This window comes from Rhizobium yanglingense (assembly GCF_977109285.1).
Window position 1 is genome coordinate 869,593 of record NZ_CDSAWY010000004.1, and the last position, 26,954, is coordinate 896,546.

Consider the following 26,954-nt stretch of genomic DNA (forward strand, 5'->3'; position numbering starts at 1 on the left):
CGAGGGAGGACGAGGCCAGATGAAGCTAGTTTTTGAAGACTTCGAGCCGGGCCGCAGCTTTGCGCTAGGCCCGGTCGCCGTGACGGCGCAGGAAATCATCGAGTTCGCAACCGAATTCGACCCGCAGCCGATGCATATGGACGAGATGGCCGGACGCGCCAGCATCCTTGGCGGGCTCGCGGCTTCCGGCTGGCATACGTCCGCGCTCTTCATGCGCATGATGGCCTATGGTTTTCTGCTGAATTCACATTCCCAGGGCGCACCCGGCATCGACGTGATGGAATGGAGGAAGCCTGTGCTTGCCGGCGACACGCTGTCCGGGCGTTCGACGGTGCTGGAGTCGCGCGCCATGCGCTCGCGGCCCGGGATCGGCATCGCCCGCTTCAAGCATGAGGTCCAAAATCAGCACGGCGATCTGGTCTGCTATTGCGAAAACTGGATCATGTTCAGCATGCGCGACACAGCGGAGACAAACCCATGAGGATGGCGGAGCTTTACACGATCGGCGAAAAGGCCGCGATCGGCGGCTATACCTTTACCGAGGAGCGGATCATCCATTTCGCCACGCGCTTCGATCCGCAGCGCTTCCATGTTGACAAGGAAGCAGCCAGGAACACGCTCTTCGGCAATCTCTGCGCCTCGGGTTGGCATACATGCGCCGCTTGGATGCGAACTTTCCTGGATTACTGGGAAAAGGAAACTGCGCGACTTGCCAGGGAGGAAGTCGCCCCGCCGAAGCTCGGCCCTTCGCCCGGCTTCCAGAAGTTGCAATGGCTGCGTCCGGTCTTCGTCGACGAGACGGTCAGCTATTCGGTGACCTTGCTTGCCAGCCGGCCTCTCACATCGCGGCCGGGCTGGTTCCTCAATTCGATCCTCAACGAAGGCGTCAACCAAGACGGCACGCCTGTCATCCGCTTCGAGGGCAGCGTGCTCGAATTCGAGTAAGCCGGGCTTCAGTGCCCGGCGAATTCGACCAGCGTGTGGACGTTCACCCCCAGCTCATCGAGCTTCCTGCGGCCACCGAGATCCGGCAGATCGATGACGAAGCACGCACCGACGACTTCCGCGCCCATCTGGCGAAGTAGCTTCGTCGCGCCGACGGCCGTCCCTCCGGTTGCAATCAGATCGTCCACGAGAATGACCTTCTCGCCCGGCTGAACCGCATCCCGGTGCATCTCCATCTCGTCGACACCATATTCCAGGCTGTAGGCGATCCGCACGGTATCATGCGGCAGCTTGCCCTTCTTGCGGATTGGCACGAAGCCGGCCGAAAGCTGATGCGCCACGGCGCCGCCGAGAATGAAGCCGCGCGCTTCCATGCCGGCGATCTTGTCGATCTTCAGGCCCGCATAAGGCTGCACCAGCTCATCCACAGCGCGGCGAAACGCCCGCGGATTGCCGAGCAGCGTCGTGATGTCGCGAAAGATAATGCCGGGCTTTGGATAGTCCGGGATGGAGCGGATGCTAACCGCAAGCTCCGAGGCAATATTGTTCATGGAAAGTCCGTCTGTCTGCGAGGGGCATTTAGTCGGTTGCACCCTATCAACTGACTGACATGGAACCAACAAAAAAGGCGGCCCGAAAGCCGCCTTTTGCTTGTTGAGCTAGAACCGCTCAGTGCTCCTTGTTGGCATAGACCGAGCGCTTCGTCAGGAAGATGAGACCCGAGAAGATCAGCAGGAACACGATGACCATGAAGCCGGTGCTCTTGCGCTCTTCGAGGTGCGGCTCTGCGGCCCACATCAGGAAGGCGGAGACATCCTTGGAGTATTGATCGACCGTCTGCGGCGTGCCGTCGTCATAGGTCACCTGATCGTCGGAGAGCGGCTTCGGCATCGCGAAGGCCGCGGCAGCGTTGAAGTAAGGGTTGTAATGCGCGCCCTCCGGAACCTGGAAACCCGCCGGCGGCTCTTCATAGCCGGTCAGCAGCGAGTAGATATAGTCCGGCCCGCCTTCCTGATACTGCGTGAAGATATCGAAGACGAACTGCGGGAAGCCGCGGGTTATCCCGCGGGCCTTCGCGATCAGCGAGAAGTCCGGCGGGGCCGCGCCATTGTTCGCGGCGGCAGCGGCCTGGGCGTTGGCGTATGGCGACGGGAAATAATCCGAAGGGATAGCCTTGCGTGTGAACATCTCACCCGCAGAATCCGGGCCATCTTGAACGTCGTAGTTCGCGGCAAAAGCCTTGACCTGCGCCTCGGAGTAGCCGAGTTCGCCGAGCATGCGGAAGGGAACGAGGCTCATCGAGTGGCAGGCGGAACAGACTTCCGTATAGACCTTCAGGCCCCGCTGCAGCTGGCCCTTGTCATAATGGCCGAACGGGCCGGCGAAGCTCCAGTCCTGCTCCCGCGGGTGCTTCAGCGGATAGTGCGGCGTGGCGCCTTCCTCGTGCTCGGCCGGAGCAGCGCCCTCGCCGTGCGTCGCTTCCTGTGCGAATGCAGCAGTCCCGAGGATAGCTGCGACTGCGAGCGGCAGAATGCTTGCAACAAGCTTTTTCATCGTTCTATTCCTTCCGCTCGCTTATGCCTTGACCGTAGCTGTTTGTGGATTGCGCTTTTCCAGTACGGCTTCGGTGATCGAGTTTGGAATGCGGCGCGGCGTCTCGACGAGACCAAGCACTGGCATGGCGACCAGGAAGAAAGCAAAGTAAAGCAGCGTGCAGATCTGCGAGATCAGGACGAAGGCACCTTCCGCCGGCTGGGAACCGAGCCAGCCGAGGATGATCGCATCGATCACGAACAGCCAGTAGAACATCTTGTACCAGGGGCGGTAGACCGCAGAGCGGACCTTCGACGTGTCGAGCCATGGCAGGAAGAACAGCACGATGATCGCGCCGAACATCACAAGGACGCCGCCGAGCTTGGAATCGATCGGACCGATGTTGAAGGTGATCGAGCGCAGCATCGCGTAGAACGGCAGGAAGTACCATTCCGGAACGATGTGCGCCGGCGTCTTCAACGGGTCAGCCGGGATATAATTGTCCGGATGGCCGAGGAAATTCGGCATGTAGAAGATGAAGTAGGCGTAGACCAGCAGGAAGATCGAAACGCCGAGTGCGTCCTTGAGGGTTGCATAGGGCGTGAACTGGACGGTGTCCGTCTTGGTCTTGACCTCGACGCCGGTCGGGTTCGTCTGGCCAGTCACGTGCAGCGCCCAGATATGCAAGACGACAACGCCTGCGATGATGAAGGGCAGCAGGTAGTGCAACGAGAAAAAGCGGTTGAGCGTCGGGTTTTCAACGGCAAAACCGCCGAGCAGAAACTGCTGCACCCATTCGCCGACCAGCGGGAAGGCCGAGAAGAAGCCGGTGATGACGGTCGCGCCCCAGAAGGACATCTGGCCCCAGGGCAGAACGTAGCCCATGAAGCCGGTCGCCATCATCAGCAGATAGATGAGCACGCCGAGGATCCAGAGGATTTCGCGCGGCGCCTTGTAGGAACCGTAGTAAAGGCCGCGGGCAATATGCAGGTAGACCGCGACGAAGAAGAAGGAGGCGCCGTTGGCATGCATATAGCGCAGCAGCCAGCCGTGGTTGACGTCGCGCATGATCTTTTCGACGGCATTGAAGGCGACCGAGGTTTCGGCAGCATAATGCATGGCGAGCACAATGCCGGTCAGGATCTGCACGACCAGCATGACCGAAAGCATGGCGCCGAAAGTATAGGCATAGTTCAGGTTACGCGGAACCGGATATGCAACGAAGCTGTCGTAGACCATGCGCGGCAGCGGCAGGCGCGCATCGATCCACTTCTCGAGGCCGGTTGATGGCTCGTAGCTGGAATGGCCACTCATAAATCAGTCTCCCCTCAACCGATCTTGATCACTGTATCGGAAACGAACGAATAGGTCGGAATCGGCAGGTTCGTCGGCGCCGGACCTTTACGGATGCGGCCGGCCGTGTCGTACACCGAGCCATGGCAGGGACAGAACCAACCGTTGTATTCACCGGCCTGTCCGAGCGGCACGCAGCCGAGATGCGTGCACGAACCGATCATGACGATCCAGTTTTCCTTGTCCTTGCCGGCAGAGCGGTCGACACCGGTTGCCTGCGCTTCGGCCGGAAGGTTCTCGTTGCGTGCGATCGGATCCTTGAGATCCGAAAGCGGAACCTCGTCGGCGGCCTTTACTTCCTCGGGCGTACGGTTGCGGATGAAGACCGGCTTGCCGCGCCACTTGGCGGTCAGCGACATGCCCGGCCCAAGGCTCGATACGTCGACTTCGATGGAAGCAAGAGCGAGCGTGGACGCATCCGGACGCATCTGATCGATGAACGGCCAAGCGACCGCCGCAGCGCCGACGGCGCCTGCCATACCAGTGGTGAGATAAAGGAAATCACGGCGCGTGGGCTCCCCTGAAGCCTCGCTTGTCGTTTCGTGTTCGCTCACGGCTAAACCATCCTCTGCGCAATTTTCGCGGAATTCCGCCCTGCCCCTCTAAGCGGCGAATCTACACAGACACAATTCGGCCTTAGATTCCCCGCCAATCCGGCGCGTTCTATGCTTGATCGCAAATTATGTCCAGCCTTGACAATAGTATGAGGGCACAATGTCGCGGGTATTTTCAGATGTTCTTTCTACCGCAATGCCCTGGTTTCAGCGGATCGGAGCCTTACTGGCGGACGCTTGCCTAAACGGCCCTCGCCTCGCGCCCGGGCATATCTTCGTCTGCACCGAGGAAGCCGCCGGACTGGCGTGCCCATAGCTCGGCATAAAGCCCGCCTCTTTCGACGAGAGATTTATGCGTGCCTTCTTCGATGATTCGGCCGCGATCGACAACAATCAGCCGATCGAGCGCGGCAATCGTCGAAAGGCGGTGAGCGATAGCCAGCACAGTTTTCCCCTCCATGATCCGGCTGAGATTGGACTGGATCACCTCTTCCACCTCGGAATCGAGCGCCGAAGTCGCCTCGTCGAGCACCAGGATCGGTGCATCCTTCAGCATGAGGCGCGCGATTGCGATGCGTTGCCGCTGCCCGCCGGAAAGCTTCACGCCGCGCTCGCCGACATGCGCGTCGAAACCCTTGCGCCCCTGCTGATCGTGCAAGCGCTCGATGAAGCCGAGCGCCTCTGCCCGCCGTGCGGCATCGAGCAGCCGTTCCTCGTCCGCATCGGGCCGGCCGAAGAGGATGTTGTCCCGGACCGAACGGTGCAGCAGCGACGTATCCTGGCTGACGACGCCGATCTGCATGCGCAGCGACTCCTGGCTGACCGCAGCAATATCCTGGCCATCGACAAGGATGCGCCCGCCTTCAAGGTCGTAGAGGCGCAGCAACAGATTGACCAGCGTCGACTTGCCGGCGCCGGAGCGCCCGACGATCCCGACCTTCTCGCCGGGTGCGACGGTGAGCGAGAAACTCTCGATGACACCCTTGCCCCGGCCATAATGGAAGGAGACGTTTTCGAAGCGGATGCTAGGCTCCCGGACGACGAGATCGGGGGCATTGGGCCGATCGACGAGACCGAGCGGCTGCGAGATCAATTCGGCAGCATTCTGGATCGTGCCCAGATTGCGCATGATGCCGTTGAACTGCGTCATCAGGCGCCCAAGAAGGAAGTTGAGGCGCAGGACGAGGGCGAGCGAAAAAGCCACGGAACCGGAACTCACCAACCCGCGCAGCCACAGATCGACGCTTAACCCCCCCATCGTCACGATCATCAGGCCGGAAAGCAGCGCCATGGAGGCACGTACACCGGTAATGAACCGGGTAAAGCGCAGCACGGTATCCTGATAGATATCGAAACCCTGGCGCATGTAGCGGTCGCTCTCCTCGTCACGAGCGAAAAGCTTCAGCGTCTGGATGTTGCTGTAGGAATCGACCATGCGGCCGTTGAGCATCGAGGCGGCTTCCGCAGTCTCGCGCGAGTGATAGCGGATGCGCGGCACGAAATAGCGGGCGAGCACGCCGAAGGCAGCGAGCCAGAACAGCACGACGGCCGCAAGCGAAAGATCGAGCTGAGCCACCAGCACCAGTGTCGTCGCCGCGTAGATTCCAACGAACCAGACGCTCTCCATGAGCGAGGTCACGAGATCGCCCACCGCCTGGCCGGCCGACCAGACCTTCGTCACAATCCGCCCGGAAAAATCGCTCTGGAAAAAATGCAGCGATTGGCGCGAGACGTGGAGATAGGATTGCCAGCGCGCAAGATTGTAAAAACCCGGCGTGATGACCTGCTGATCGACCAGCGCGATGAGGAAGACCACAACGAAACGAACAAAGCCGATCAAAGCCAGCATTCCGAAGAGTTCGCTGCCGTGTGCAGCAAGCATCTCGCTCCAGCCAACGCCCGGCCTCACGGTGCTCAAAATATCGACCAGCCGTCCGACGAACCAGAAAAGCGCCGCCTCAATCGCCGCCGACATGCCGCCGAGGACGAGCATCGCGACGAAGGGCGCATTTCGCCTGGCCAATGTAGAACCAGATGAAGCCGGCCGTCGAACGCGGCGGCTGTATATTGCCGCGCCGGCGGAACGGATCGATCCAGTTTTCAAACAGACTGAGTATCGGGCGCAGGAGCATCATTGCGTTATAGTCCGAGACAACCCTGCGGCAAAGGCGACGGAGGGCGGAGCACAACCTTATATTTTGGTAATTTTCGGTAACATCGGCGGCATCCGTGTTGAATGTCGCTGACCTCGTCACGATCTCGGAGTACAATGGCCGCTTATCGGAGAAATACCGTCATGGAAACGAGGGTGCTCGCGTCGCATATTCCGCTTCCGCTTGCGGACAAACTCGATGAAACCGCAGCCCAACTCGGCATATCGCGCGACACAATCGTCAGCGAGGCGGTTGCCGCATGGCTCGACAACGAGGAAGAGCGCCGCTTAACGGCATTTCGCACGATGGCAAGCGCCATCGTCGTGGTCGAGCGTCACAGGGTAAGAGACTGGGCAGACAGCCTGTAAACTGGCAACGGATCTTCGAGGAATCGTTCAGTGCCTGCGGCAGCTCGCGCCGACCGTGCTAAACGCGAAGAATGCCGCGATTTTTCCTGATCAGGATAACAGGGCTTCTTAACTGGTCTCGGTTAAGAAGCCCTCACCGCTTTCGCCGGGAGGGCCTTTCGCTTTACTCCGCCGCTTCCTCCGCTTCTTGCGAATGATCGGCGAGGAAGCCGCCGGACTGGCGGGTCCAGAGATCGGCATATATGCCGCCCTGACTGACGAGATCGGCGTGCGAACCGGCCTCGATGATCCGGCCCTTGTCGAGCACGATCAGGCGGTCCATCTCCGTCAGCGTCGACAGGCGATGGGCGATCGCGATCACCGTCTTGCCTTCCATCAGCGCGAAAAGGTTCTCCTGGATCGCCGCTTCCACTTCGGAATCGAGCGCCGAAGTCGCCTCGTCGAGCACCAGGATCGGCGCGTCCTTCAAGAACACCCGGGCGATCGCAACGCGCTGACGCTGGCCACCGGAGAGCTTCACGCCGCGCTCGCCGACCTGCGCGTCGAGCCCCTTGCGGCCCTGCATGTCGACAAGCCCTTCGATGAACTCCCAGGCATTTGCCCGCTTCGCCGCCTCGATCACATCCGCGTCCTTCGCATCCGGACGACCGTAGGCGATGTTGTCGCGGATCGAGCGGTGCAGCAGCGACGTATCCTGCGTCACCACGCCGATCAGCGAGCGGAGGCTTTCCTGCGAGACCAGCGAGATATCCTGGCCGTCGATGGTGATGCGGCCGGCTTCCAGATCGTAGAAGCGCAGCAGCAGGTTCATCAGAGTCGTCTTGCCGGCGCCGGAGCGGCCGACAAGGCCAACCTTCTCACCCGCCTTGATGTCGAGCGACAGGTTGTCGATGACGCCCTTGCCCTTGCCGTAGTGGAAGCGGATGCGCTCGTAATGGATCGCACCCTTCTTCGCCTGCATCGGGGGTGCATCGGGCTTGTCGGTGATGTCGTGGTTCTTCGTCATCATCTCCATGCCATCATAGACCGTGCCGATGTTTTCAAAGAGCGCCGATACCTCCCACATGATCCATTGCGACATGCCGTTGACGCGCATCGCAAGGCCGATCGCGATGGCGATCGCCCCGACCGAAATCTGGCCATTCAGCCAGAACCAGATCGACAGGCCCGAGATGACGAAGAGCGCCACGCAGTTGTTGATATAGACGCACACATGGAACAGCGTGACGCGACGCATCTGCTGGTGCACCGTCTGCAGGAATTCGTCCATGCCGGCCTTGGCATAGCCTTCCTCCCTGCCCGCATGCGAGAAGAGCTTGACGGTCGCAATGTTCGTGTAGCTGTCGACCACCCGGCCCGTCATCATAGAGCGCGCATCCGCCTGCTGCGCCGCAATCCTGCGCAGCAGGGGCACGAAATACGATACGATGCTGACATAGATGGCAAGCCAGACCAGGATTGGCACCATCAGCCGCCAGTCTGCCGCTGCGATCACGATGATCATCGTCAGGAAGTACGTGACGACATAGACGAAGACGTCGAGGATCTTCATCGTTGTTTCACGAACGGCAAGCGAGGTCTGCATCACCTTGGTCGCAACGCGTCCAGCAAACTCGTTGGCGAAGAAGGTCATGCTGTGGCGCAGCAGGAAGCGGTGCATCTGCCAGCGCGCGATCATCGGGTAGTTGCCGAGCAGGACCTGATGCATGATAAGTGAATCGAGCCCAGCCGCCAGCGGCAGGCCGACGAGGATCAAAGCCGCCATCCAGGCAAGCTTGTGCCATTCGTTCTGCAGGAACGTCGCCTTGTCGGCATTCGTCAGCCAATCGACGATATCGCCGAGGAACTGGAAGAGTGCCACTTCGCCAATCGCAATCAGCGCCGTCAGCACGGCCATGGCTGCAAGCCAGGGCGCCGCAGGCTTCGTATAGTGCCAGCAGAAGGCAAAAAGACCCTTCGGGGGAACGACAGGCTCCTCACTCGGAAAGGGGTTCAGTCGCTGTTCGAACCAGCTAAACATGAAAGTGCTCCGGAACTTCACCGTTCCACCTCCCGGCCTGCGCAAAACGCACTAAGGCACATATGGGAACCGGACGTTCGAGGGGCGAGGCCACGATAGCCGCGCAATGGATCAAAAATGGGGAATTTTAGAAAGCTTGCGCTCAGAAGCGCGAGATCGCCACGCTCGGTATCGCGGCTGGAAGGCGCGTAAGCATCAGAAAATTCATGTCGGCCCTCCCTAGCTGGCGATTGAAGATGCGCACCAATAACGCGAAAATTGCGAAATTTCCAGTCCGAAATCGGAAAAAATTGAACAATTCATGGGCAAAAGGCGCCCTGTTGCGCCGAAATCACAGTTGAATTAGGTCTCTTCGCCTCAAGCAGCAAGATGGAACTTCGGATGACCGATCTCAGACTGGCGCTCTATCAGCCCGACATCCCCGGCAATGCCGGCACGATCCTGCGTCTTGCCGCCTGCCTTGGAGTTGCCGTAGACATCATCGAGCCCGCCGGCTTCGACATTTCCGACCGCAACCTGAAACGCGCCGGCATGGACTATATCGCAGCCGTTGCGCTCACACGTCATGTCAGTTGGGATCGCTTCGAGCAATGGCGGGCTCCAACGGGCCGCCGCATCGTGCTCGCCTCCACCAAGGCATCGGTCCGATACACGGATTTCGCATTCCGGCCAGACGACATTTTGCTGTTTGGCCGCGAAAGCGCAGGCGTTCCGGATCATGTTCATGAAAAAGCCGCCGGGCGTATCCTGATCCCGATGGTCGAGGGCCAGCGCTCGATCAATGTCGCGGTCTCCGCCGCAATGATCGCTGGCGAGGCCATGCGCCAGACCGTCTGGCGTTGATTTTCGCTTCTGAGAGACCTCGCGAAGCCTCGCCATGATATGTCGCAAAACGCGTTGTGATATCCAGGAACAGGCGTATTATAATTAGCCGGACAATCAAAAAGTGAGGACCAGGCCGCGATTTCAAAGAGATGGCAATGCGCTGAGACACCGATTGCGCAGCATTGCGCCGGCCGTGAACGAGAAGAAAAGACCCGCAGAGAATGGAATCCACGATCGTCATGATAAACCTGTTCGGCGCGGTAGCCCTTTTGCTATTCGGCCTCGCGCAGGTGAAGGACGGTGTGTCGCGGGCCTTCGGTGCGCGGCTGCGAACAGGTCTTGCGACGGGCACGCGTGGCGGCTTGCGCTCCTTCGTTTCAGGCTTCGTCGCAACGCTGGCATTGCAAAGCTCCACGGCAACGGCGCTGATGGTCGCCTCCTTCGTCGAGCGCGAACTGGTGAAGCCACGCATGGCGCAGATCGTCCTGCTCGGTGCCAATGTCGGCACGGCCGTCACAGCCTGGATCGTCGCGACCGGTATCGAATGGCTGTCGCCGCTCGTCATCCTCGCGGGTATCATCCTCTATCGCAGCGGCTCGACCGCACGCCAAGGTGGTGGCGCCGCACTGATCGGCATCGGCTTGATGCTCTTGTCTCTGCATCTCTTGAGCGGCGCGACAGAGCCTATGCGCCAGTCGCCCGCGCTTGCCGCCTTTATCGGCCTTCTCGACAACGCCTGGCCGGTGGCGCTTGTGTTCTCCGCCGGCATTGCCTTCGTGTCCTCGTCGAGCCTTGCCGCCGTTGTCCTGATCCTTTCCCTGGCATCGACCGGTATTCTCTCGGCGGGATTGGTGATCGTTCTCGTCCTGGGTGCCAATCTCGGCGGCGCAATTCCGCCGGTCGTCGCTTCGCTTGGCGGACCTGCCTCGGCAAAGCGCGTTACGCTTGGCAACCTGATCGTGCGGGCCGCCGGATGTGCGATCGCACTCCCGCTTGCCGGCTACGGCGCCGAGCTTCTGGAGATGCTGCCGCTCGATCCCGCCAAGCTGCCGGTCGATGCGCATCTCGGCTTCAACCTGATCCTCGCCGCTGTCGCCTGGCCGTTCTCGAGCCTGTTGTCGCAGTTGATGCTGCGTCTCGTTCCAGAGGAAGCACAAACCGACAATGCGCCGAAATATCTCGACCAGCACGAGCTGTCGACGCCCCTCGTGGCGCTTGCAAGCGCCACGCGCGAAGTCCTCGGCGTCGGCGACCTCATAGAACGCATGCTGATCCGAGCCTCCGACGCCTTCGAGCAGAACGACCTGACGAAGCTCAAGGAAATTCCCACGCTCGAAAAGCGGGTCGATAGCCTGCAGCAGGAAGTGAAGGTCTATCTTTCCAAGCTCGGCCGCGAGGGCCTGAGTGAAGAGAACGGCCGCCACTCGATCATCATCATGGACTACGCGATCAACCTCGAGCATATCGGCGATATCATCGAAAAGGGCCTGCTGCCGCAGATCAGCAAAAAGGCTTCGCACGGCCTGCGGTTTTCCGACGATGGTTACCAGGAGCTCAAGAAGCTCTTCCATTTGACGATCGACAACCTGCGGATCGCGCAAACGATCTTCGTGACGCGCGACTTCAATCTCGCCAAACAGATGATGGAAGTGAAGGTCGAAGTCCGCAGGATGGAGAAGCAATCCGCCGAACGCCACCTTGAACGCCTGCGAGAGGGCTATGCCGACAGCCTGCAGACGAGTTCACTGCATCTCGACATGCTGCGCGATCTGAAGCGCATCAACGCCCATATCGTCTCGGTCGCGCATCCGATCCTCGACGAGAGCGGATTGCTCATCGAGAGCCGCCTGCGCACGCCTGCGCAATGACGGTCAGTCGGCGGAAGGCAGCCGGCGCATGGTGAATTCGATCTGGTCGTTATCGAGCTGCCGCCAGCTTTCCACTTCGGTCCAATAGGCCGCCTTCGGATATTCGGCGAACCATTCGCGCGCCTTTGCCCTCGCGTCAAGCAGGCCAAGCCGATAGGTCTGGCGCACGAAGTGATCACCCTTGCGGGCAGTGCCTTCCGCCCGATGCCGTTCGATCCTGCGCTTCAAGCCGTCAAACGACGGAGGTCCCGGGATTTTAGTCATGAAACCTACCTCTGAGCGGGAAAGGTAGTATTGAAAATATCAATTTGCAAGTCGAATCTTTGCCGGCTCGACTGCGGCTTTCCGCCGGCTGGCAAGGCACCGAGGCACCTGATACCACGAAACCGTAATCAGCGATGATCGAGTCGCTTGTGATGCAATAACGACTGCTGGGGATAATGATGGAACGACCAGACCTGCCGATCGGCCTGCCGGATGATATCGAAGAAAAGAAGGTCGCCGCGCGCTCTTGGTTCGAAGGGTTGCGCGATACGATCTGCGCCTCCTTCGAGGCCTTGGAAGACGAGCTGACCGGCACTCTTTCGGACCAGGAGCCCGGCCGTTTCGTCGGCAAGGAGTGGTCGCGTGAAAATGGCGCCGGCGGCGGGGGCCGGATGTCGATGATGCATGGCCGCGTTTTCGAAAAGGTCGGCGTGCATACCTCCACAGTGTATGGGGAATTCGCACCCGATCTGCGCGCCCAGATGCCGGGCGCCAGCGAAGACCCTCGGTTCTGGGCCTCTGGCATTTCGCTGATCGCCCATCCGGTCAACCCCAATGTACCCGCAGTGCATATGAACACCCGCATGGTCGTCACCTCCAGCCGCTGGTTCGGGGGCGGTGCGGACCTGACGCCGGTGCTCGAGCGGCGCCGCACGCAGGAAGACGACGATAGTCGCCTCTTCCACAAGGCGATGGAAATTGCCTGCCGCAGCCATTCGGCCGTCGCCGACTACGGCGCTTACAAGAAATGGTGCGACGAATATTTTTTCCTGAAGCACCGCAACGAACCGCGCGGCATCGGCGGCATCTTTTATGACTGGCTGCATTCGAGCGAGGAAGCCGGCGGCTGGGATGCCGACTTCGCTTTCACCCGCGATGTCGGCCGGGCCTTCGCCATGGTTTATCCGAAAATCGTCCGCTCCAATTTCAACAAGGAATGGACCGAAGCCGACCGCGACGAACAATTGATCAGGCGCGGGCGCTATGTCGAGTTCAACTTGCTCTACGATCGCGGTACAATCTTCGGGTTGAAGACGGGAGGCAATATCGAATCGATCCTCTCGTCGATGCCGCCGGTCGTCCGGTGGCCATGACTGTACGACAGTGTACGGGTAAAAATACATTACATGGCCTTCAAGAAGCGTGAGCATGCGCTAAACTAACGTGCTAAACTGAGCTTGTGTTGCGTAACAATCGGAGGAGGATTGTCATGATGATACAGAGCGGTTCGCCGGCGTCTGATGTTCGGGAGGCAACCCGCGCAATCGACACCCCGGATTTCCTGAACCGCATTGCCGAAGAAATGCGAGCCACGCAGCGGCTCGGACCTGCCCCTTTCCTGCTTCATCGAACAGGTGAGGTTGCAGCTCGCTGCCGGAAAATCGCTTGAAGAACTGCGCGGACAGGCAAGAGAAGGCGCAAATTCGAATGCGCCGTACCAGTCGTCCGAGTGCTTCCGCGCCTGGGCGATGCCGGAATATCGCATGTGATTTGCCGGCCGATGTCATCATCGGCCGGAACCTTCTCTCCGTTTCGCACATTGAAGTTTCGCACATCGAGGAGAACCGCGTGTCAGCGCGATCATCCTGTCATGTTCCGGACAAAGGAGTAGACAATGCGACTTTTCGAATGCGGTACGCTCGTTCCGGGCTGCACCTGGCACACCCGCGCCGATGAGGACGCCGAAATCGTCCGCCGCGCGGTCGAGCACATGAAGTCCGCCCATGGTGAAACGACCATTCGCGAAAACATGATCGACAACATCAAGGCCCGCATCCGCGACGAAGCGACAGCGGCCTGATCACTTCGAAAGTTCATTCAGCCGGGCGAGCAACGTCGCCCGGTCGGCAGCAAAATTCTCGTCGATCCATTGGTTCTCGAGTTTCGCAAGCGCCTCGCCGACACGCGGGCCTGCGGGAATTCCGGTCGAAACGACATCGCCTCCGCCGATTGGAAACTGCGGTCTCTTCCACGCCAGAGCCCGGTCCAATAGCTTGCCGAGCCTGGCCGACCGGCTCATTTCGTTCATGTCGCCTTCCGCCTTGCCGCGAGCAACGGCGAGCGCGAGCTTCAGGCGCGTGGCGATACCGTCCGCACGATTGCGATAGAGCAGCCGGTCGAAGGCCGCGGCAGACATTTCATCATCGACGGGGGGCGCCGCCGCCCAGGCCCTGAAATAGGCCGCTTCGGCATTCGAAAATCTCAGGCGGACCGCCATCTTCTCCAGCCTTTCGGCATCGGGCGGAACGATCGAAGCGAGCCGCAGAAGCGGATCGGACTTCCAGCCGAGCGCCTTTTCGGTAGCGACCAGTCCCGGGATGGCGTCGATGCCCCATTTCTCCGTCTCCGGCAAGACTTCGCTGAGCACCGAAACCTGCCGCATCCAGAGCAGCGCCCGGCCCGGATCGTCGGCAGCAAGCAGCTTGCGAAGTTCGGACCAAACCCTTTCGGACGAAAGTGTAGCGAGCTTCGAACGCGCCGCCGAACAGGCCCGCAGTCCGTCTGCATCGGGCCGGCCGGAGCCGTAGTGAGCAAAAAAGCGGAAGAACCGCAGGATGCGCAGGTAGTCCTCGGCAATCCGTGTCGCCGCATCCCCAATGAAACGGATGTTGCGCTTCTCAATATCGCCAAGCCCGCCGACGAGATCGACCACCTCACCTTTGGAATTCATGTAAAGGGCATTGATCGTCAGGTCGCGCCGTTCCGCATCCGCCTGCCAGTCGGTGCTGAAGGCGACCTTGGCGCGGCGCCCGTCAGTCTCGACGTCGGTGCGCAGCGTCGTCACTTCGAACGGCTTTCCTTCGATCACCAGCGTCACGGTGCCATGCTCGATGCCGGTGGGGATCGCCTTGCTGCCGGACGCCTTCGCCCGTTCCGTCACGGCGTCCGGCGTCAGCGTCGTCGCGATGTCGATATCGCTGACTGGAAGCCCCATCAGGCTGTTGCGCACGGCGCCGCCCACGACGCGCCCCTCCCCGCCGTCCGCGTTCAGGAGCGCGAAGACGCGCTGAAGGCGGAAATCCTTGAACCATGCTTCATCAGCAAGGCTGGTCATGCATAAAGCCTCTCGTAAAGGGTGCGGACGATGCCCGCGGTGATGCCCCAGATCATCCAGCTTTCATAGGGCATGCGGTAAAAATGCCGGTCGATACCCTCGACCAAGCGCCTGTCGCGGGTGTGGTTTTGCGGGTTCATCAGGAAGGAAAGCGGCACCTCGAAGACGTCGTCGACTTCCCGCGGATTGGGCTTCAGCTCGAACCCCCGCTTGACGACGCCAAGCACCGGCGTGATGCGGAAGCCGGTCGCAGCGAGATAGTGCGGCAGGCGTCCGACCGTCTCTACAAAGGAGCCGGCAATGCCGATCTCTTCCTGTGTCTCGCGGATCGCCGCCATCTCCGGAGAAATGTCCGTAGAATTGATCGCTCCGCCAGGAAAGGATATCTGGCCGGAATGCTTGCGCAGGTTCGCCGTGCGCTTGGTGAAAATGACCCGCGCCTCGTCGCCGTCGTCGACCACCGGCACCAGCACAGCGGCGTCGCGTAGGTGGAAGCCCTCGACCATCGCGACGATATCCGGATTGAGGATATGGTCGCCGTGATCCCGCCAGGAATGATCGACCGGCCCGCCGTTTTGATTGAGCGCCCGGCGGCGGAATTCGGCCGCGGAATAGAGTGGGTAGCCTTGGGTCGGGGCATTGCTCATCGGCACAGCATATCCAGTTCATCGGCGACCATGACAGGGAAAACGCAGCCCGCCGAGCGGACGCAGAACATCTCCCTGCCCTCGATATTTGCAATCTCGCCGAGATCCACCAATTCATACATCACGGCCCGCGATACCAGCGCCTCGAGACGCCCGCGCACATGCAGATAGGGTTTCAACTCGCTGTTTTCTCCATGAATCACGAAGCGCAGCGGATGCTCCTTGCCGGCCTCGACGACATCGCCGGTATTGGTGCGGAATGTCAGCACCTGCTGACCATCGCGGTCCGTCACGCTCATCTCGACGGCGACGAACGGCGCGTCAGCGACCCTGATTGCGACTTTTTCCACAGGGGTGACGAGATAGGTCTTTCCGTCCTCGTCCTTGCGCAGGACGGTGGAAAACAGGCGAACCAGGGGCGCACGGCCGATCGGCGTTCCCATGTAGAACCATGTGCCGTCAGCGCGGATTTCCATGTCGATATCGCCGCAGAAGGGCGGATTCCATTTCTCGACCGGTGGAAGCCCGCGCGTCTTGCCGCCGGTTTCGCCTGCAGCGCGCGAAATCAGCGCGGCAAGCCCTGCGCATCTTCACTCGCCCTGATCTCTTGCGCTGCCATTGTTCTGTCCCGGTTTGCTCTTAACGATAGAATAGTCACGAGATAGTCATTTGGAACGAACTTGTCAGCCCGCAACATATCCATAACTCTATAGGGTACGAGGCAGAGGCGTAAGTCCGCCGATTTGCGACGAATGATTCAGCCGTTGGAGATATTTGATGGGTATGATGAAGACCGAAGACAGCCTCGGGGAGAAGGAAATCATCGCTGCCGCAGAAAAGGCGCTCGCCGATATCGCCCTTGTGCGCGAAGAAGTCTCGAAGGTGATCTTTGGCCAGGAAAGCGTCGTCGAAAACACCCTGCTCGCTGTTCTTTCAGGCGGCCATGCACTTCTGGTCGGCGTGCCCGGCCTTGCAAAGACCAAGCTGGTGACCACGCTCGGCGAAGTGCTCGGCCTCGGCGCGAACCGCATCCAGTTCACGCCGGACCTGATGCCGTCGGACATCCTCGGCTCCGAAGTGATGGACCAGGACGAGAACGGCCGCCGCTCCTTCCGCTTCGTCAAGGGCCCGGTGTTCGCCCAACTGCTGATGGCGGATGAGATCAACCGCGCCTCACCGCGCACGCAGTCGGCGCTGCTGCAATCGATGCAGGAATATCACGTCACGATCGCCGGCCAGCGCTACGACCTGCCGACGCCTTTCCATGTTCTCGCCACCCAAAACCCGCTGGAGCAGGAAGGCACCTACCCGCTGCCGGAAGCTCAGCTCGACCGCTTCCTGCTGCAGGTGGACGTGCACTATCCCGAGCTTGCCGCCGAACGCCAGATCCTGCTCGAAACGACCGGCATCAGCGAAACGAAGCCGCAAGCGGTCCTCGATGCCGGGCGGCTGATGGAAATCCAGAAGCTCATCCGCCAGATGCCGGTGAGCGACAAGGTCGTCGATGCGATCCTCGATCTTGTACGCTCCGCCCGCCCCGGCCAGGGCAACGCTGCGACCGACAAGAATGTGGCCTGGGGCCCAGGTCCGCGCGCCGGCCAGGCGATGATGCTCTGCGCCCGCGCCCGCGCGCTCTATGAAGGCCGTCTGGCGCCGTCGCTCGACGATATCCATGCGCTTGCCGAGCCCGTTCTCGAACACCGCATGGCGCTTACCTTCGCTGCACGTGCCGAGGGCATGTCGGTCCGCGATGTCATCGCCGGCCTCGTCAAGCAGGCCAAAGGATAAGGAAGCCGGACGCGTGGCATCTATCGGACAGATCGTCAATCCGACCCCTGGCAGCGATGCCCTCGCCCGCGCAAGACAGCGGGCCTCTCTGGTGCCGGACTGCCTGGTCGAAGCCAAGCGCATCGCCAACACCGTGATTGCCGGCTGGCATGGCCGCCGCAAGCGCGGTATCGGCGAGAATTTCTGGCAGTTCCGCCCCTATACCGAGGGGGAAAGCCTATCGCGCATCGACTGGCGTCGCTCCGCCCGCGACGACCATACCTATGTTCGCGAGCGCGAATGGGAAGCCGCCCACACCATCTGGCTGTGGGCCGACATGTCGCCCTCGATGATGTACAAGTCGACCTTCGGCAGTGTCTCGAAGGAAAGCCGCGCGCTCGTCATCATGCTGGCGCTCGCTGAAATCCTTGCGCGCTCCGGCGAACGCATCGGTTGTCCGGGCGTCATGGAACCGGTCGCCGCCCGCAACGCGGCCGAGCGGCTTGCAACCGCGCTCATGCATGCTCCGCTACCGGGCGGGCTGCCGGACATCGCCATGATCCGCGGCTGGAGCGATCTCGTGCTTATCGGCGATTTCCTGGACGATGCGCCGGCGATCATGGCCCGCCTCACACCGCTTGCCCGTCGCGGCCTTCGCGGCCACGTGGTCGAGATCGCCGATCCCGCCGAAGAGCTTTTCCCCTATACTGGCCGTACCGAATTCACCGATCCGGAAACCGGCTCGAAACTCGTGTCCGGCCGCGCGGAAAACATCCGCGAAGCCTATAGCCGCGCCTATCTGACCCGCCGCGACGGTCTCGGCCAATCGCTTCGACATCTCGGCTGGACGTTCGTCACCCATCGCACCGATCACCTGGCATCCGAAGCGCTGGTTGCGGTGCATATGTATCTGTCCGGGATGCCGGCCAAGGCGACACATGGGGGGCTGTTATGAGCGCCCTTCCCTTTGCTTTCGCCTATCCTGCAATCCTCGGCGCGCTCGTCGCCCTGCCGGTCATCTGGTGGCTGCTGCGGCTTACGCCGCCGCGCCCGAAATCCGAAGTCTTCCCGCCGCTGAAGATACTGGCCGCCGTATTGAAGCGCGAGGAAACGCCCGCTCAAAGCCCCTGGTGGCTGACGCTGCTTCGAATGCTTCTCGCCGCTGCCGTGATCCTTGCGATCGCCGATCCGGTTTTCAATCCTCGTACCAATTCGCTCGCCGCAGGCGGTCCGCTCGTTCTTTTCGTCGACAATGGCTGGGCGACGGCGCCGGATTGGCAACGCCGCGTGCAGACCGCCGAAGCGCTGATCGACGACGCCGAAACCGCCGGCGCCCCCGTCGCGGTCGCCTTTACCGCCGATCCCACCAACAATGCTGTGCCGGGCACCACAACGGCGGCCCGCGACATGCTGCGCGCCGCAGAACCGCAGCCGCTCGTTCCGGATCGCGAACGCGCCTTCGAGGCATTGCGCGCCGCCCTCAACGGCACGAAACCAGGCACGCTCGCCTTCCTTTCCGACGGCGCTGCCGCCAAGGAAAACGATGCGACCGTCCGCCAGCTCGCCGATCTGAAGCCTGCAGAGCTCCGTCTCATCGAAGGCGATACCACACGGACGATCGCGATCACCGGTGCCACGAATGCCGCCGACGCCATGAGCGTGACCGCGACGCGCCTCGACAGCGCGGGCGCCGCCTCGCTGCCGCTGACGGCGCAGGATGCGCAGGGCCGTGCGATTGCCGCAGGCACGGTGGATTTCCAGCCCGGGCAGTCGGTCGCCTCCGGCTCGATCCCCGCCCCCTTCGAGATGCGCAACGATTTCGCCCGCGTCAGCATCGACAATCTTGCGACGGCAGGTTCGGTCCATCTGCTCGACGATGGCTTCAAGCGCCGCCGCGTGGTGCTGCTTTCCGGCGAAGCGGGCGATGAATTCCAGCCGCTGCTATCGCCTCTCTATTACATCCAGCGCGCACTGCAGCCTTATGCCGATCTGATCCAGCCGAACACGCCGGATCTTGCTGCCTCCATCCCCGATCTGCTGTCGCAAAATCCGTCCGTTATCATCATGGCCGATATCGGCCGGCTGCCGCAGGAAACCTATGAGCCGATGCAGCGCTGGATCGCCAATGGCGGCACGCTGATCCGCTTCGCCGGGCCGCGCCTTGCCGCCGCCCCCGCGGACGATCCGCTGGTGCCGGTGACGTTGCGCCAGGGCGAGCGTGCGCTTGGCGGCGCGCTCTCCTGGGCCGAGCCGCAGCCGCTGGCGGATTTTCCGAACTTCGGTCCTTTCGCCGGCATGGCCAAGCCGACTGACGTGACCGTCAAGCGCCAGGTTCTGGCCGAGCCGACGCCCGATCTTGCCGAGCGCACCTGGGCAAGCCTTGCCGACGGCACGCCGCTGGTAACGACCAAGCCGATCAACGCGGGCCGTATCGTGCTTTTCCATGTCAGCGCCGAGGCAACGTGGTCCAACCTGCCGATCTCCGGCAATTTCGTCGAGATGCTGCGTCGCATCGTTCAGCTCTCCCGCTCGGGCGGCGTCACCTCTGAAGCCGGTGCTGCAACGACCGCTGAAGCCCTGCCGCCCTTCCGCCTGCTGACGGCGAAGGGCGTGCTCACGACGGAGACCGGCACGGCACGGCCGTTGATCCCGAACGCAAAGACCGAGCCCGTTTCCAATTTCGACAATCCGCCTGGACTCTATGGTTCGGAAGACGGCTTTACCGCATTGAATGTATTGCCGAATAACGCCGAGCTGAGGCCGCTCGACACAGCCGGCATCAATGTCCTGCGCGAGGGCCTGATCGGCGGTGAAACCTGGTCCGCCAAGCCCGCTCTCTTCCTCATCGCCTTCCTGCTGCTCCTGGCAGACAGCCTCGTCGTGATGTTCATGGGCGGCGCTTTCTCCCGGCTGCGTTCGGCGGCCCGGCCCGCGGCGATCATCGCAGTCGCCGTCAGCACGACCTTCTTCCTGCAACCCTCGCAATTGCGCGCCGACGATTCCAAGCCCGGCGACGACCAGATATTCCAGCGATTGGACAATACCCACCTCGCCTATGTCGTCACCGGCGAGCAGGATGTCGACAATATTTCCGAGCACGGCCTTGAAGGCCTAACCGAGTTCCTGACCTTCCGCACGACACTGGAGCCGGCGCCGCCCGTCGGCCTCGATCTCACGAAGGACGAGCTGTCCTTCTATCCTATCATTTACTGGCCGGTTTCCGCCTCCGCGCCGATGCCGTCGACGGCTGCGATCAACCGCATCGACGCCTATATGCGCGCCGGCGGCACCGTGCTTTTCGATACGCGCGACCAGTTCTCCTCACTGGATAACAATGGAGGTGCCTCGAGTGCCAACGGCGAGCGCCTGCAGCAGATCCTCGCCAATCTCGACATCCCCCCGCTGGAGCCGGTTCCTTCGGACCACGTTCTGACGAAGTCCTTCTACCTGCTCTCCAGCTTCCCGGGCCGCTATTCCGGAAGCCCGCTCTGGATCGAGTCGCGGCAGGACAATCGCGCCTCGGACACCAAATCGACGGCCTCGGCCGACGGTGTTTCGCCGATCCTGATCACCGGCAACGATTTGGCCGGGGCCTGGGCGGTCGATCAGAACGGCGCACCGATGCTGCCGACCGTTCCGCCGGATGAGATGCAGCGCGAATACTCCTATCGCGCCGGCGTCAACATCATGATGTATATGCTGACGGGCAACTACAAGACCGATCAGGTCCACATCCCCGCGCTCCTCGAACGGCTGGGGCAATGACATGACGGTTGATTTTTCACCCTTTATTCCCTGGCCGGTTCTTGCAGCGCTCGCGGCCGTCGTCGCGGTTGTCGCGGTCTTCGCCATCTGGCGCGGCATCCGCGGCGCCTGGATCCGCACGCTGGCCGCCCTCGCATTGCTGGCAGCGCTCGCAAATCCACTACTCATGCAGGAAGATCGCGAGCAGCTTTCGACGGTCGTTCCCGTCATCGTCGATCGGAGCCAGAGTCAGCAGACGCCGGAACGTATCAAGATGACCGACGAGGCGCTGGCGCAGTTGAAGGATCGCCTCTCGCGTTTCCCGAATATTGAACCGCGATATGTCGATGCGACCGAGCCGGAAAATTCCGATACGCCGTCCACACGTCTCTTTTCCGCCCTTTCGGCCGCCGTTGCCGACGTACCTCCAGCGCGCATCGGCGGCGCGATCATGCTGACGGATGGCGAAGTGCATGATGCGCCGGGCGTCAATCAGGCGCTCGGCTTTGACGCGCCGGTCCACGGCCTGATCACCGGCAAGGCCAACGAATTTGACCGCCGCGTCGAGGTGATCAAGGCGCCGCGCTTCGGCATCGTCAATGAAGAGCAGCAACTGGTCCTGCGCGTCTTCGACGACGGCCCGAGCCCGGGCAGCACGGCCGATGTCACTGTGAAGCTGAACGGCGACGTGATCGCCGCGCTCCAGGCGACACCGGGCCAGGATACGCCGTTTTCGTTTAAGGTTCCGCGCGGCGGCAGCAACGTGCTGGAATTCTCGGTGGCCGGGCTGCCCGGCGAAGTGACGGAGGCAAACAACCGCGCCGTTCATGTCATCGATGGCATCCGCGAAAACCTGCGCGTGCTTTTGGTCTCCGGCGAGCCGCATGCCGGCGAGCGCGCCTGGCGCAATCTCCTGAAGTCCGACGCCTCGGTCGATCTCGTCCATTTCACCATTCTGCGTCCCCCTGAAAAGCAGGACGGCACGCCGATCAACGAGCTTTCGCTGATCGCCTTCCCGACGCGCGAGCTGTTCGTCGACAAGATCAAAGACTTCGACCTGATCATCTTCGACCGCTACCAGCACCGCGGCGTGCTGCCGATCCTCTACTATGACTACATTGCACAATATGTCGAAAACGGCGGTGCGCTGCTGATTGCCGCAGGTCCCGAGCATGCCGGCCAGGATTCGATCGCACTGACGCCGCTTTCGGCCGTTCTCCCTGCCGAGCCGACCGGCCAGATGATCGACAAGGCCTTCTATCCCCGCCTTTCCGAGGAGGGCCGCAAGCACCCCGTCACCCGCGGCCTCGACGGCTCCGCTGACGAGCCGCCGCATTGGGGCCGCTGGTTCCGCAGCGTCGATGTCGCGTCTCCGCATGGCCAGACGGTCATGGTTGGCGCGGACAATCATCCGCTGCTGCTTTTGAACCGTGCCGGCCAGGGGCGCGTCGCCATGCTGCTCTCCGACCAGGGCTGGCTCTGGGCCCGCGGCTTCGAGGGCGGCGGCCCGCACGTCTCGCTCTACCGCCGCATCGCCCATTGGCTGATGAAGGAACCGGCGCTGGAGGAAGAAGCGCTGACGGCGCGCGCCTCCGGCCGCACACTGGAGGTAACCCGCCAGACGATCGGCGACAATCCGGGCGAGGCCACAGTCCGATATCCATCAGGCAAGACGGAAAATCTGCCGCTGAACCAGTCCGAACCCGGTCTCTTCAAGGCCGAGAAGAAGATGGACGAGATCGGCCTCTTCGAAATCCGCAACGGCGACCTGACGACGCTCGTTCATGTCGGCGCCGTCGATGCGCCCGAATTCAAGGCGATGATTTCGACGACGGATGTGCTGAAGCCGATTTCCGGCAAGACACGCGGCCTTGTCACCCGCGTTTCAGATACCAATGGAGCGATCGAAGTTCCGCCGATCCTGCCGGTTCGCGGCCAGGTTCGCGTCGCCGACAATGACCGGATGCAGATCAAGTTGACGAACGAGACCGTGCTGAAGGGGATCAATACCCTGCCGCTCTTTGCCGGTTTTGCCGGCGTCGGCGTGCTGCTGCTCGCCTTCGGCGCCATGTGGTGGCGTGAAGGACGATGAGTCTCGCTTAGGCCAGCGAGACCCGCCGCGTTTCTGCATCGATCGCAAGCGCGGCGATGGCAGCATAGTCGACCGGCAACGTGCCGCCAACAGCCATCCCGGTTAAGAAGCGCAGTACGAGCAGGCTGGTGAAATCCGGAGCGAAGATAGAAAGCGTACCGAACAAGGCATCACAGGCGACCGTCAAGATCAGCACGGAGCGCCGGCCCACCCTGTCGGCGAGCCGGCCGAAGACGACGGCGCCGATCAGCATGCCGAGGAAGAAAAGCGTTCCGGTCTGCAGTGCCTGCGGCACCGTCAGCTGGAACGTGGCGGCGATCAAAGCGGCCGTGAAGGAGACGGCCAGCACCTGCATGGCGTCGGCCGCCCAGACAAGCCCGAAAATCGCCATCAGCCGCCGCTGAAATGCGCCCGTCCCGGCGCGATCCAGCGCCGCGTCCATCGAAATTCGCTCATGCCGCCCTCCACCAAGCTGCCGAAACTTCGCGCAAAGTCAGGTTAGGGAAAATCAGCGATAGAACTTATGAACTATGCACGCCAGCCGATTATACCCTTGAGACGCTGATGCGCATCTTCGGCAATCGGAACGACCAGAACGCGGGCGGGATCGACTGGCCCTGGAAAGGCGAGCGCGTTGTAGGCGACCTTCTCGAAGCCGAGCGGGCAATAATACGGCGGATCGCCGACAAGGATGACAGCCTCGGAGCCCTTGCGCATTGCCGCCTCCACCGCGATCCGCACGAGTTCGCGGCCGATGCCCATATTCTTGTGCGATGGCCGGACGGCGAGTGGCCCGAGCAGGTGCCCTTTAACCTCGCCCGCCATGACCGGCGTCATCCTGACCGAGGCGATCGTTTCGCCGTCATCGGTACAGATGAAGGAGAGCGACAGATCGTGCGGCCCCTGCTCACGGATGCGCGCCGCCGCACGCGTGTGCCGGCCAGGGCCGAAAGCTTCTTCGTTGATGTGTTCGATAACCGCGTCGTGAGACGCATCCTCGGTGAGGTAGACCAGATCGTGCTTGTGCATGATGAGACAGAAACCGGATAGACGGAAGTGATGATTTTCGAGCACGCGCTTAGGCGTTCGGAAGCATCAGCGTCGTCGCGGATTTCTGGATGCGTAAAACAAATCGGGTTCCTGAGAAAATGTGAAAAGGCCGATAGCAGGAAAAATTTCCCTCGTCCAACGCAAAGTGACGCGACCGAAAAAACATTTGTGACGCACTGTTCAGTCTTTGCACCCCTGCAAAGATCGGCCGCGTGCAATATGTTTCCGCCAACGGCGAATTTGAAGGAAGCGCACAATGGGCATGCTGGTTGACGGCGTCTGGCAGAACGTCGGGTACGATACGAAGGAAACGAAGGGCCACTTCAAGCGCGCGGCCTCTCAGTTCCGCAACTGGATCACGGCCACTGGAGAGGCAGGACCCACGGGCAGCGGCGGCTTCAAGGCCGAGGCCGACCGCTATCATCTTTATGTCTCGCTCGCCTGCCCCTGGGCACACCGCACGCTCATTTTCCGCAAACTGAAGACGCTCGATGACATCATCTCCGTGTCCGTCGTCGATCCGCTGATGGCCGAGAACGGCTGGGAATTCAAAGTCGGCGACGGCGCGACCGGCGATCACCTTTACGGTGCAAGGACCCTCTTCGAGATCTACGTGAAGGCCGATCCGCACTATTCCGGCCGCGTCACCGTTCCCGTGCTCTGGGACAAGAAGACCGGTACGATCGTCAATAATGAATCGGCCGAGATCATCCGCATGTTCAACAGCGCCTTCGACGGCCTGAGCCAATTCGAAGACGGATTTCTATCCCGCCGCTCTTAGCGCCGATATCGATGCGCTGAATGCGATCGTCTACGACACCGTCAACAACGGCGTCTACAAGGCAGGCTTTGCAACGACGCAGGAAGCCTACGAAGAGAATGTCGTGAAGATTTTCGAAACGCTGGACATGCTGGACGAGCGTCGTCGGCAAAAGCCGCTATCTCTTCGGCGACCGGCTGACGGAAGCCGACTGGCGGCTGTTCACGACGCTGGTGCGCTTCGATGCAGTCTATGCCGGCCACTTCAAGTGCAACATCCGCCGCATCGAAGACTACGAGAACCTCTCGGGCTACCTGCGCGATCTTTACCAGACGCCGGGCGTCAAGGAGACGGTGAACCTGCGCCACATCAAGGAGCACTATTACCGCAGCCATAGGACGATCAATCCGACGGGCGTGGTCCCGGTCGGCCCGGCGCTCGATCTGGAGCGCCTGCACGGCCGCGCCAAGCTTGCCGCTGCTGCGTGAATCCTACCAGAAGTGGGCGGCGGGCTCTTCGCCGCTCAACTCCCTCAGCCTGCGCCTCGTCGCTTCAGTCGTGCCGTCCGGCAGACCGTCGAGCGCGAAGAAGCCGCATTCGACAATTTCGCGATCCGGCTTGCGCGGCGCGGTCTGCTCGACCTCGGCGCGGTAGAAGACCACATGATCGCGCCGGCTCGCCGATGCGTTGAAATAGACATGGAAGAGCTGCGGCCTGCCGATGATCTGGAGGTTGCCCTCCTCGCGCAGTTCCTTGATCAGCGCTTCCTCTGCCGTCTCGTTGCGCTCCAGCCCGCCGCCAGGCATATGCCAGCCGGGAATGTAGCTGTGGCGGACCAGAAAAATTCGCCCGGACGAATCGAAACAGGCCGCCCGCACGCCCATGGTCATGCCGCGCGCGAGGGCGAAATAGCCATGCACGATCCGCATCAGCAGCTTGGATTGCCAGGGCCTGATTTCCTTGGTCGTCATGGGTCTGTTTTCACTATTTCGTTCAATCGGATGTGTTTGATTTGTAAATATCCTGGTCTATGTGTCGTAGCATGTTCAAGCTCGCGCATATTTCGGATATCCACCTCGGCCCCCTTCCCAATCTTTCATTCCGCGAGCTTTTCTCGAAGCGCATTACCGGCTTTGTGAACTGGCACCGCCACAGGCGCAAGCATCTTTTCGGCGGCACGCTGGATCTGCTCCTGGAGGATATCCGTGCGCGCCATGCGGACCACCTGGCCGTGACCGGCGACTTGGTGAATCTCGCAAGCGGCATTGAGATCCGCTCCGCCGCCGCCTGGCTTCGCGCGCTCGGCGAACCGGCGGAAACCTCCGTGGTTCCCGGCAATCACGACGCCTATGTGCCCGGCGCCTACGAGAAATCCATGCGCGCCTGGTATGACTATGTGCGCGGCGACCTCGCCCCAGCCGAATGGGAGGAAGACAGGCACATCTTTCCCTATCTCCGCGTCCGCGGCAAAGTCGCGCTCGTCGGCTGCTCGACGGCCGTCGCCACGCCACCATTTGCCGCCAGCGGCTTCTTCAGCCAGCGGCAGGCCCGCGAGACCGTCAACATGCTCCGCGCGGCCGGTGAAGCCGGCCTCTTTCGCGTCGTTATGATCCACCACCCGCCGATCCGCGGCGCGACTGCTTTCTACAAGCGGATGATTGGCATCCGCCGCTTTGCCGCCGTCGTCTCGACCGGCGGCGCAGAACTCGTGCTCCACGGCCATACGCATCTCAATACGCTCCACTGGCTGCGCGGCCAGACCGGTCCCGTGCCTGTGGTCGGTATTGCTTCCGCCTCGCAGGGACCGGGTGGCTTGAAGCCCCGTGCCGCCTATAATCTCTTCAGCATCGACGGTTCGCCCGGCGCCTGGGAACTGAGGGGCGAACGCTTCAACTTGAACGACATGGGCGATGGCGTTTCGTCGGAAAGTGTCGATATTTTCAAGCTTTAGACGGA

General features: G+C 61.5%; 22 protein-coding genes and 5 pseudogenes. 14 read left to right on the top strand and 13 right to left on the bottom strand.

The genetic code is table 11. The features are described 5' to 3' along the window. Positions 1-19: 19 nt before the first annotated feature. Positions 20-481, top strand: coding sequence for a MaoC family dehydratase (locus ACW4PC_RS09335; RefSeq protein ID WP_039845481.1), 462 nt, complete (start codon positions 20-22; stop codon positions 479-481). Then, the gene (locus tag ACW4PC_RS09340; RefSeq protein WP_455873575.1) at positions 478-945 is read left to right on the top strand and encodes a MaoC family dehydratase; all 468 of its coding nucleotides are present in this window, start codon (positions 478-480) and stop codon (positions 943-945) included. The genes ACW4PC_RS09335 and ACW4PC_RS09340 overlap by 4 nt, the downstream gene beginning before the upstream one ends. An 8-nt stretch (positions 946-953) precedes the next feature. Here ACW4PC_RS09340 and ACW4PC_RS09345 read toward each other — a convergent pair whose 3' ends face one another. The 5 genes and pseudogenes from ACW4PC_RS09345 to ACW4PC_RS09365 all read right to left on the bottom strand — a co-directional run bounded on the left by ACW4PC_RS09345 (position 954) and on the right by ACW4PC_RS09365 (position 6,517). Then, entirely contained in the window at positions 954-1,496 is a 543-nt protein-coding gene (locus ACW4PC_RS09345; protein WP_028739503.1) for an adenine phosphoribosyltransferase, read from the bottom strand. 118 nt (positions 1,497-1,614) lie between these two features. Beyond that, complete coding sequence (locus tag ACW4PC_RS09350) at positions 1,615-2,499, bottom strand: cytochrome c1 (protein ID WP_455873576.1); 885 nt, start codon at positions 2,497-2,499, stop codon at positions 1,615-1,617. A gap of 21 nt (positions 2,500-2,520) precedes the next feature. After that, positions 2,521-3,792 carry a cytochrome b gene (locus tag ACW4PC_RS09355; RefSeq protein ID WP_455873577.1) on the bottom strand — a complete coding sequence of 424 codons (1,272 nt, stop codon included), beginning with the start codon at positions 3,790-3,792 and terminating at the stop codon, positions 2,521-2,523. Positions 3,793-3,806: 14 nt separating this feature from the next. Continuing rightward, positions 3,807-4,385 carry a ubiquinol-cytochrome c reductase iron-sulfur subunit gene (gene petA, locus ACW4PC_RS09360; protein WP_022714206.1) on the bottom strand — a complete coding sequence of 193 codons (579 nt, stop codon included), beginning with the start codon at positions 4,383-4,385 and terminating at the stop codon, positions 3,807-3,809. Between the two features lie 241 nt (positions 4,386-4,626). After that, a pseudogene (locus ACW4PC_RS09365) lies at positions 4,627-6,517 on the bottom strand (ABC transporter ATP-binding protein). Between the two features lie 164 nt (positions 6,518-6,681). On the opposite strand from ACW4PC_RS09365, the gene ACW4PC_RS09370 reads away from it, so the two are divergent. Further along, positions 6,682-6,906, top strand: a complete 225-nt coding sequence (locus tag ACW4PC_RS09370; protein WP_455873578.1) for a CopG family transcriptional regulator — start codon at positions 6,682-6,684, stop codon at positions 6,904-6,906. A gap of 163 nt (positions 6,907-7,069) precedes the next feature. On the opposite strand, the gene ACW4PC_RS09375 is transcribed toward ACW4PC_RS09370, so the two are convergent. Beyond that, positions 7,070-8,926, bottom strand: a complete 1,857-nt coding sequence (locus ACW4PC_RS09375; protein ID WP_455873579.1) for an ABC transporter ATP-binding protein — start codon at positions 8,924-8,926, stop codon at positions 7,070-7,072. A 381-nt stretch (positions 8,927-9,307) separates the two neighbouring features. Between ACW4PC_RS09375 and ACW4PC_RS09380 the strand changes: the two genes are divergently transcribed. Together ACW4PC_RS09380 and ACW4PC_RS09385 are read left to right on the top strand one after the other, a co-directional pair. Then, complete coding sequence (locus ACW4PC_RS09380) at positions 9,308-9,769, top strand: tRNA (cytidine(34)-2'-O)-methyltransferase (RefSeq protein WP_455873580.1); 462 nt, start codon at positions 9,308-9,310, stop codon at positions 9,767-9,769. Between the two features lie 203 nt (positions 9,770-9,972). Next, entirely contained in the window at positions 9,973-11,619 is a 1,647-nt protein-coding gene (locus ACW4PC_RS09385; RefSeq protein ID WP_455873581.1) for a Na/Pi cotransporter family protein, read from the top strand. A gap of 3 nt (positions 11,620-11,622) precedes the next feature. Here ACW4PC_RS09385 and ACW4PC_RS09390 read toward each other — a convergent pair whose 3' ends face one another. Beyond that, positions 11,623-11,883, bottom strand: a complete 261-nt coding sequence (locus ACW4PC_RS09390; protein ID WP_022714201.1) for a hypothetical protein — start codon at positions 11,881-11,883, stop codon at positions 11,623-11,625. A 179-nt stretch (positions 11,884-12,062) separates the two neighbouring features. Here ACW4PC_RS09390 and hemF point away from each other — a divergent pair, with 179 nt between their 5' ends. The 3 genes and pseudogenes from hemF to ACW4PC_RS09405 all read left to right on the top strand — a co-directional run bounded on the left by hemF (position 12,063) and on the right by ACW4PC_RS09405 (position 13,684). Further along, positions 12,063-12,977, top strand: coding sequence for an oxygen-dependent coproporphyrinogen oxidase (gene hemF, locus ACW4PC_RS09395; protein WP_455873656.1), 915 nt, complete (start codon positions 12,063-12,065; stop codon positions 12,975-12,977). A gap of 116 nt (positions 12,978-13,093) precedes the next feature. Further along, positions 13,094-13,373 (top strand): annotated as a pseudogene (locus ACW4PC_RS09400) (hypothetical protein). A 125-nt stretch (positions 13,374-13,498) separates the two neighbouring features. Beyond that, complete coding sequence (locus ACW4PC_RS09405) at positions 13,499-13,684, top strand: DUF1059 domain-containing protein (RefSeq protein ID WP_074069055.1); 186 nt, start codon at positions 13,499-13,501, stop codon at positions 13,682-13,684. On the opposite strand, the gene ACW4PC_RS09410 is transcribed toward ACW4PC_RS09405, so the two are convergent. From ACW4PC_RS09410 to ACW4PC_RS09420, 3 genes and pseudogenes are all read right to left on the bottom strand, one after another. After that, the gene (locus ACW4PC_RS09410; RefSeq protein WP_455873582.1) at positions 13,685-14,938 is read right to left on the bottom strand and encodes a CCA tRNA nucleotidyltransferase; all 1,254 of its coding nucleotides are present in this window, start codon (positions 14,936-14,938) and stop codon (positions 13,685-13,687) included. Next, a complete protein-coding gene (locus tag ACW4PC_RS09415; RefSeq protein ID WP_455873583.1) occupies positions 14,935-15,585 on the bottom strand; it encodes a CoA pyrophosphatase in 651 nt (216 codons plus the stop codon). Before ACW4PC_RS09415 ends, ACW4PC_RS09410 begins: the two co-directional genes overlap by 4 nt. Beyond that, positions 15,582-16,204 (bottom strand): annotated as a pseudogene (locus ACW4PC_RS09420) (DUF1285 domain-containing protein). Before ACW4PC_RS09420 ends, ACW4PC_RS09415 begins: the two are co-directional and overlap by 4 nt. Positions 16,205-16,362: 158 nt before the next feature. Here ACW4PC_RS09420 and ACW4PC_RS09425 point away from each other — a divergent pair. The 4 genes from ACW4PC_RS09425 to ACW4PC_RS09440 are packed head-to-tail and all read left to right on the top strand — an operon-like array spanning position 16,363 to position 23,188. After that, positions 16,363-17,373: an AAA family ATPase gene (locus ACW4PC_RS09425; protein WP_022714193.1), complete on the top strand. Its 1,011-nt coding sequence runs from the start codon at positions 16,363-16,365 to the stop codon at positions 17,371-17,373. A gap of 13 nt (positions 17,374-17,386) precedes the next feature. Beyond that, positions 17,387-18,307, top strand: a complete 921-nt coding sequence (locus tag ACW4PC_RS09430; protein WP_455873584.1) for a DUF58 domain-containing protein — start codon at positions 17,387-17,389, stop codon at positions 18,305-18,307. Beyond that, the gene (locus tag ACW4PC_RS09435) at positions 18,304-21,117 is read left to right on the top strand and encodes a DUF4159 domain-containing protein (RefSeq protein ID WP_455873585.1); all 2,814 of its coding nucleotides are present in this window, start codon (positions 18,304-18,306) and stop codon (positions 21,115-21,117) included. The genes ACW4PC_RS09430 and ACW4PC_RS09435 overlap by 4 nt, the downstream gene beginning before the upstream one ends. Position 21,118: 1 nt before the next feature. Next, complete coding sequence (locus tag ACW4PC_RS09440; protein ID WP_455873586.1) at positions 21,119-23,188, top strand: hypothetical protein; 2,070 nt, start codon at positions 21,119-21,121, stop codon at positions 23,186-23,188. A 52-nt stretch (positions 23,189-23,240) separates the two neighbouring features. Here ACW4PC_RS09440 and ACW4PC_RS09445 read toward each other — a convergent pair. Beyond that, positions 23,241-23,630 (bottom strand): annotated as a pseudogene (locus tag ACW4PC_RS09445) (MFS transporter); the annotation flags it as partial. Between the two features lie 86 nt (positions 23,631-23,716). Next, positions 23,717-24,262, bottom strand: coding sequence for a GNAT family N-acetyltransferase (locus tag ACW4PC_RS09450; RefSeq protein WP_455873587.1), 546 nt, complete (start codon positions 24,260-24,262; stop codon positions 23,717-23,719). Between the two features lie 232 nt (positions 24,263-24,494). Here ACW4PC_RS09450 and ACW4PC_RS09455 point away from each other — a divergent pair. Then, positions 24,495-25,486 (top strand): annotated as a pseudogene (locus ACW4PC_RS09455) (glutathione S-transferase family protein). 3 nt (positions 25,487-25,489) lie between these two features. Here the strand turns inward: ACW4PC_RS09455 and ACW4PC_RS09460 are convergent. Continuing rightward, positions 25,490-25,969: an NUDIX domain-containing protein gene (locus ACW4PC_RS09460; protein ID WP_455873588.1), complete on the bottom strand. Its 480-nt coding sequence runs from the start codon at positions 25,967-25,969 to the stop codon at positions 25,490-25,492. Positions 25,970-26,040: 71 nt separating this feature from the next. Between ACW4PC_RS09460 and ACW4PC_RS09465 the strand changes: the two genes are divergently transcribed. Next, positions 26,041-26,949 carry a metallophosphoesterase family protein gene (locus ACW4PC_RS09465; protein WP_455873589.1) on the top strand — a complete coding sequence of 303 codons (909 nt, stop codon included), beginning with the start codon at positions 26,041-26,043 and terminating at the stop codon, positions 26,947-26,949. Positions 26,950-26,954: the final 5 nt, after the last annotated feature.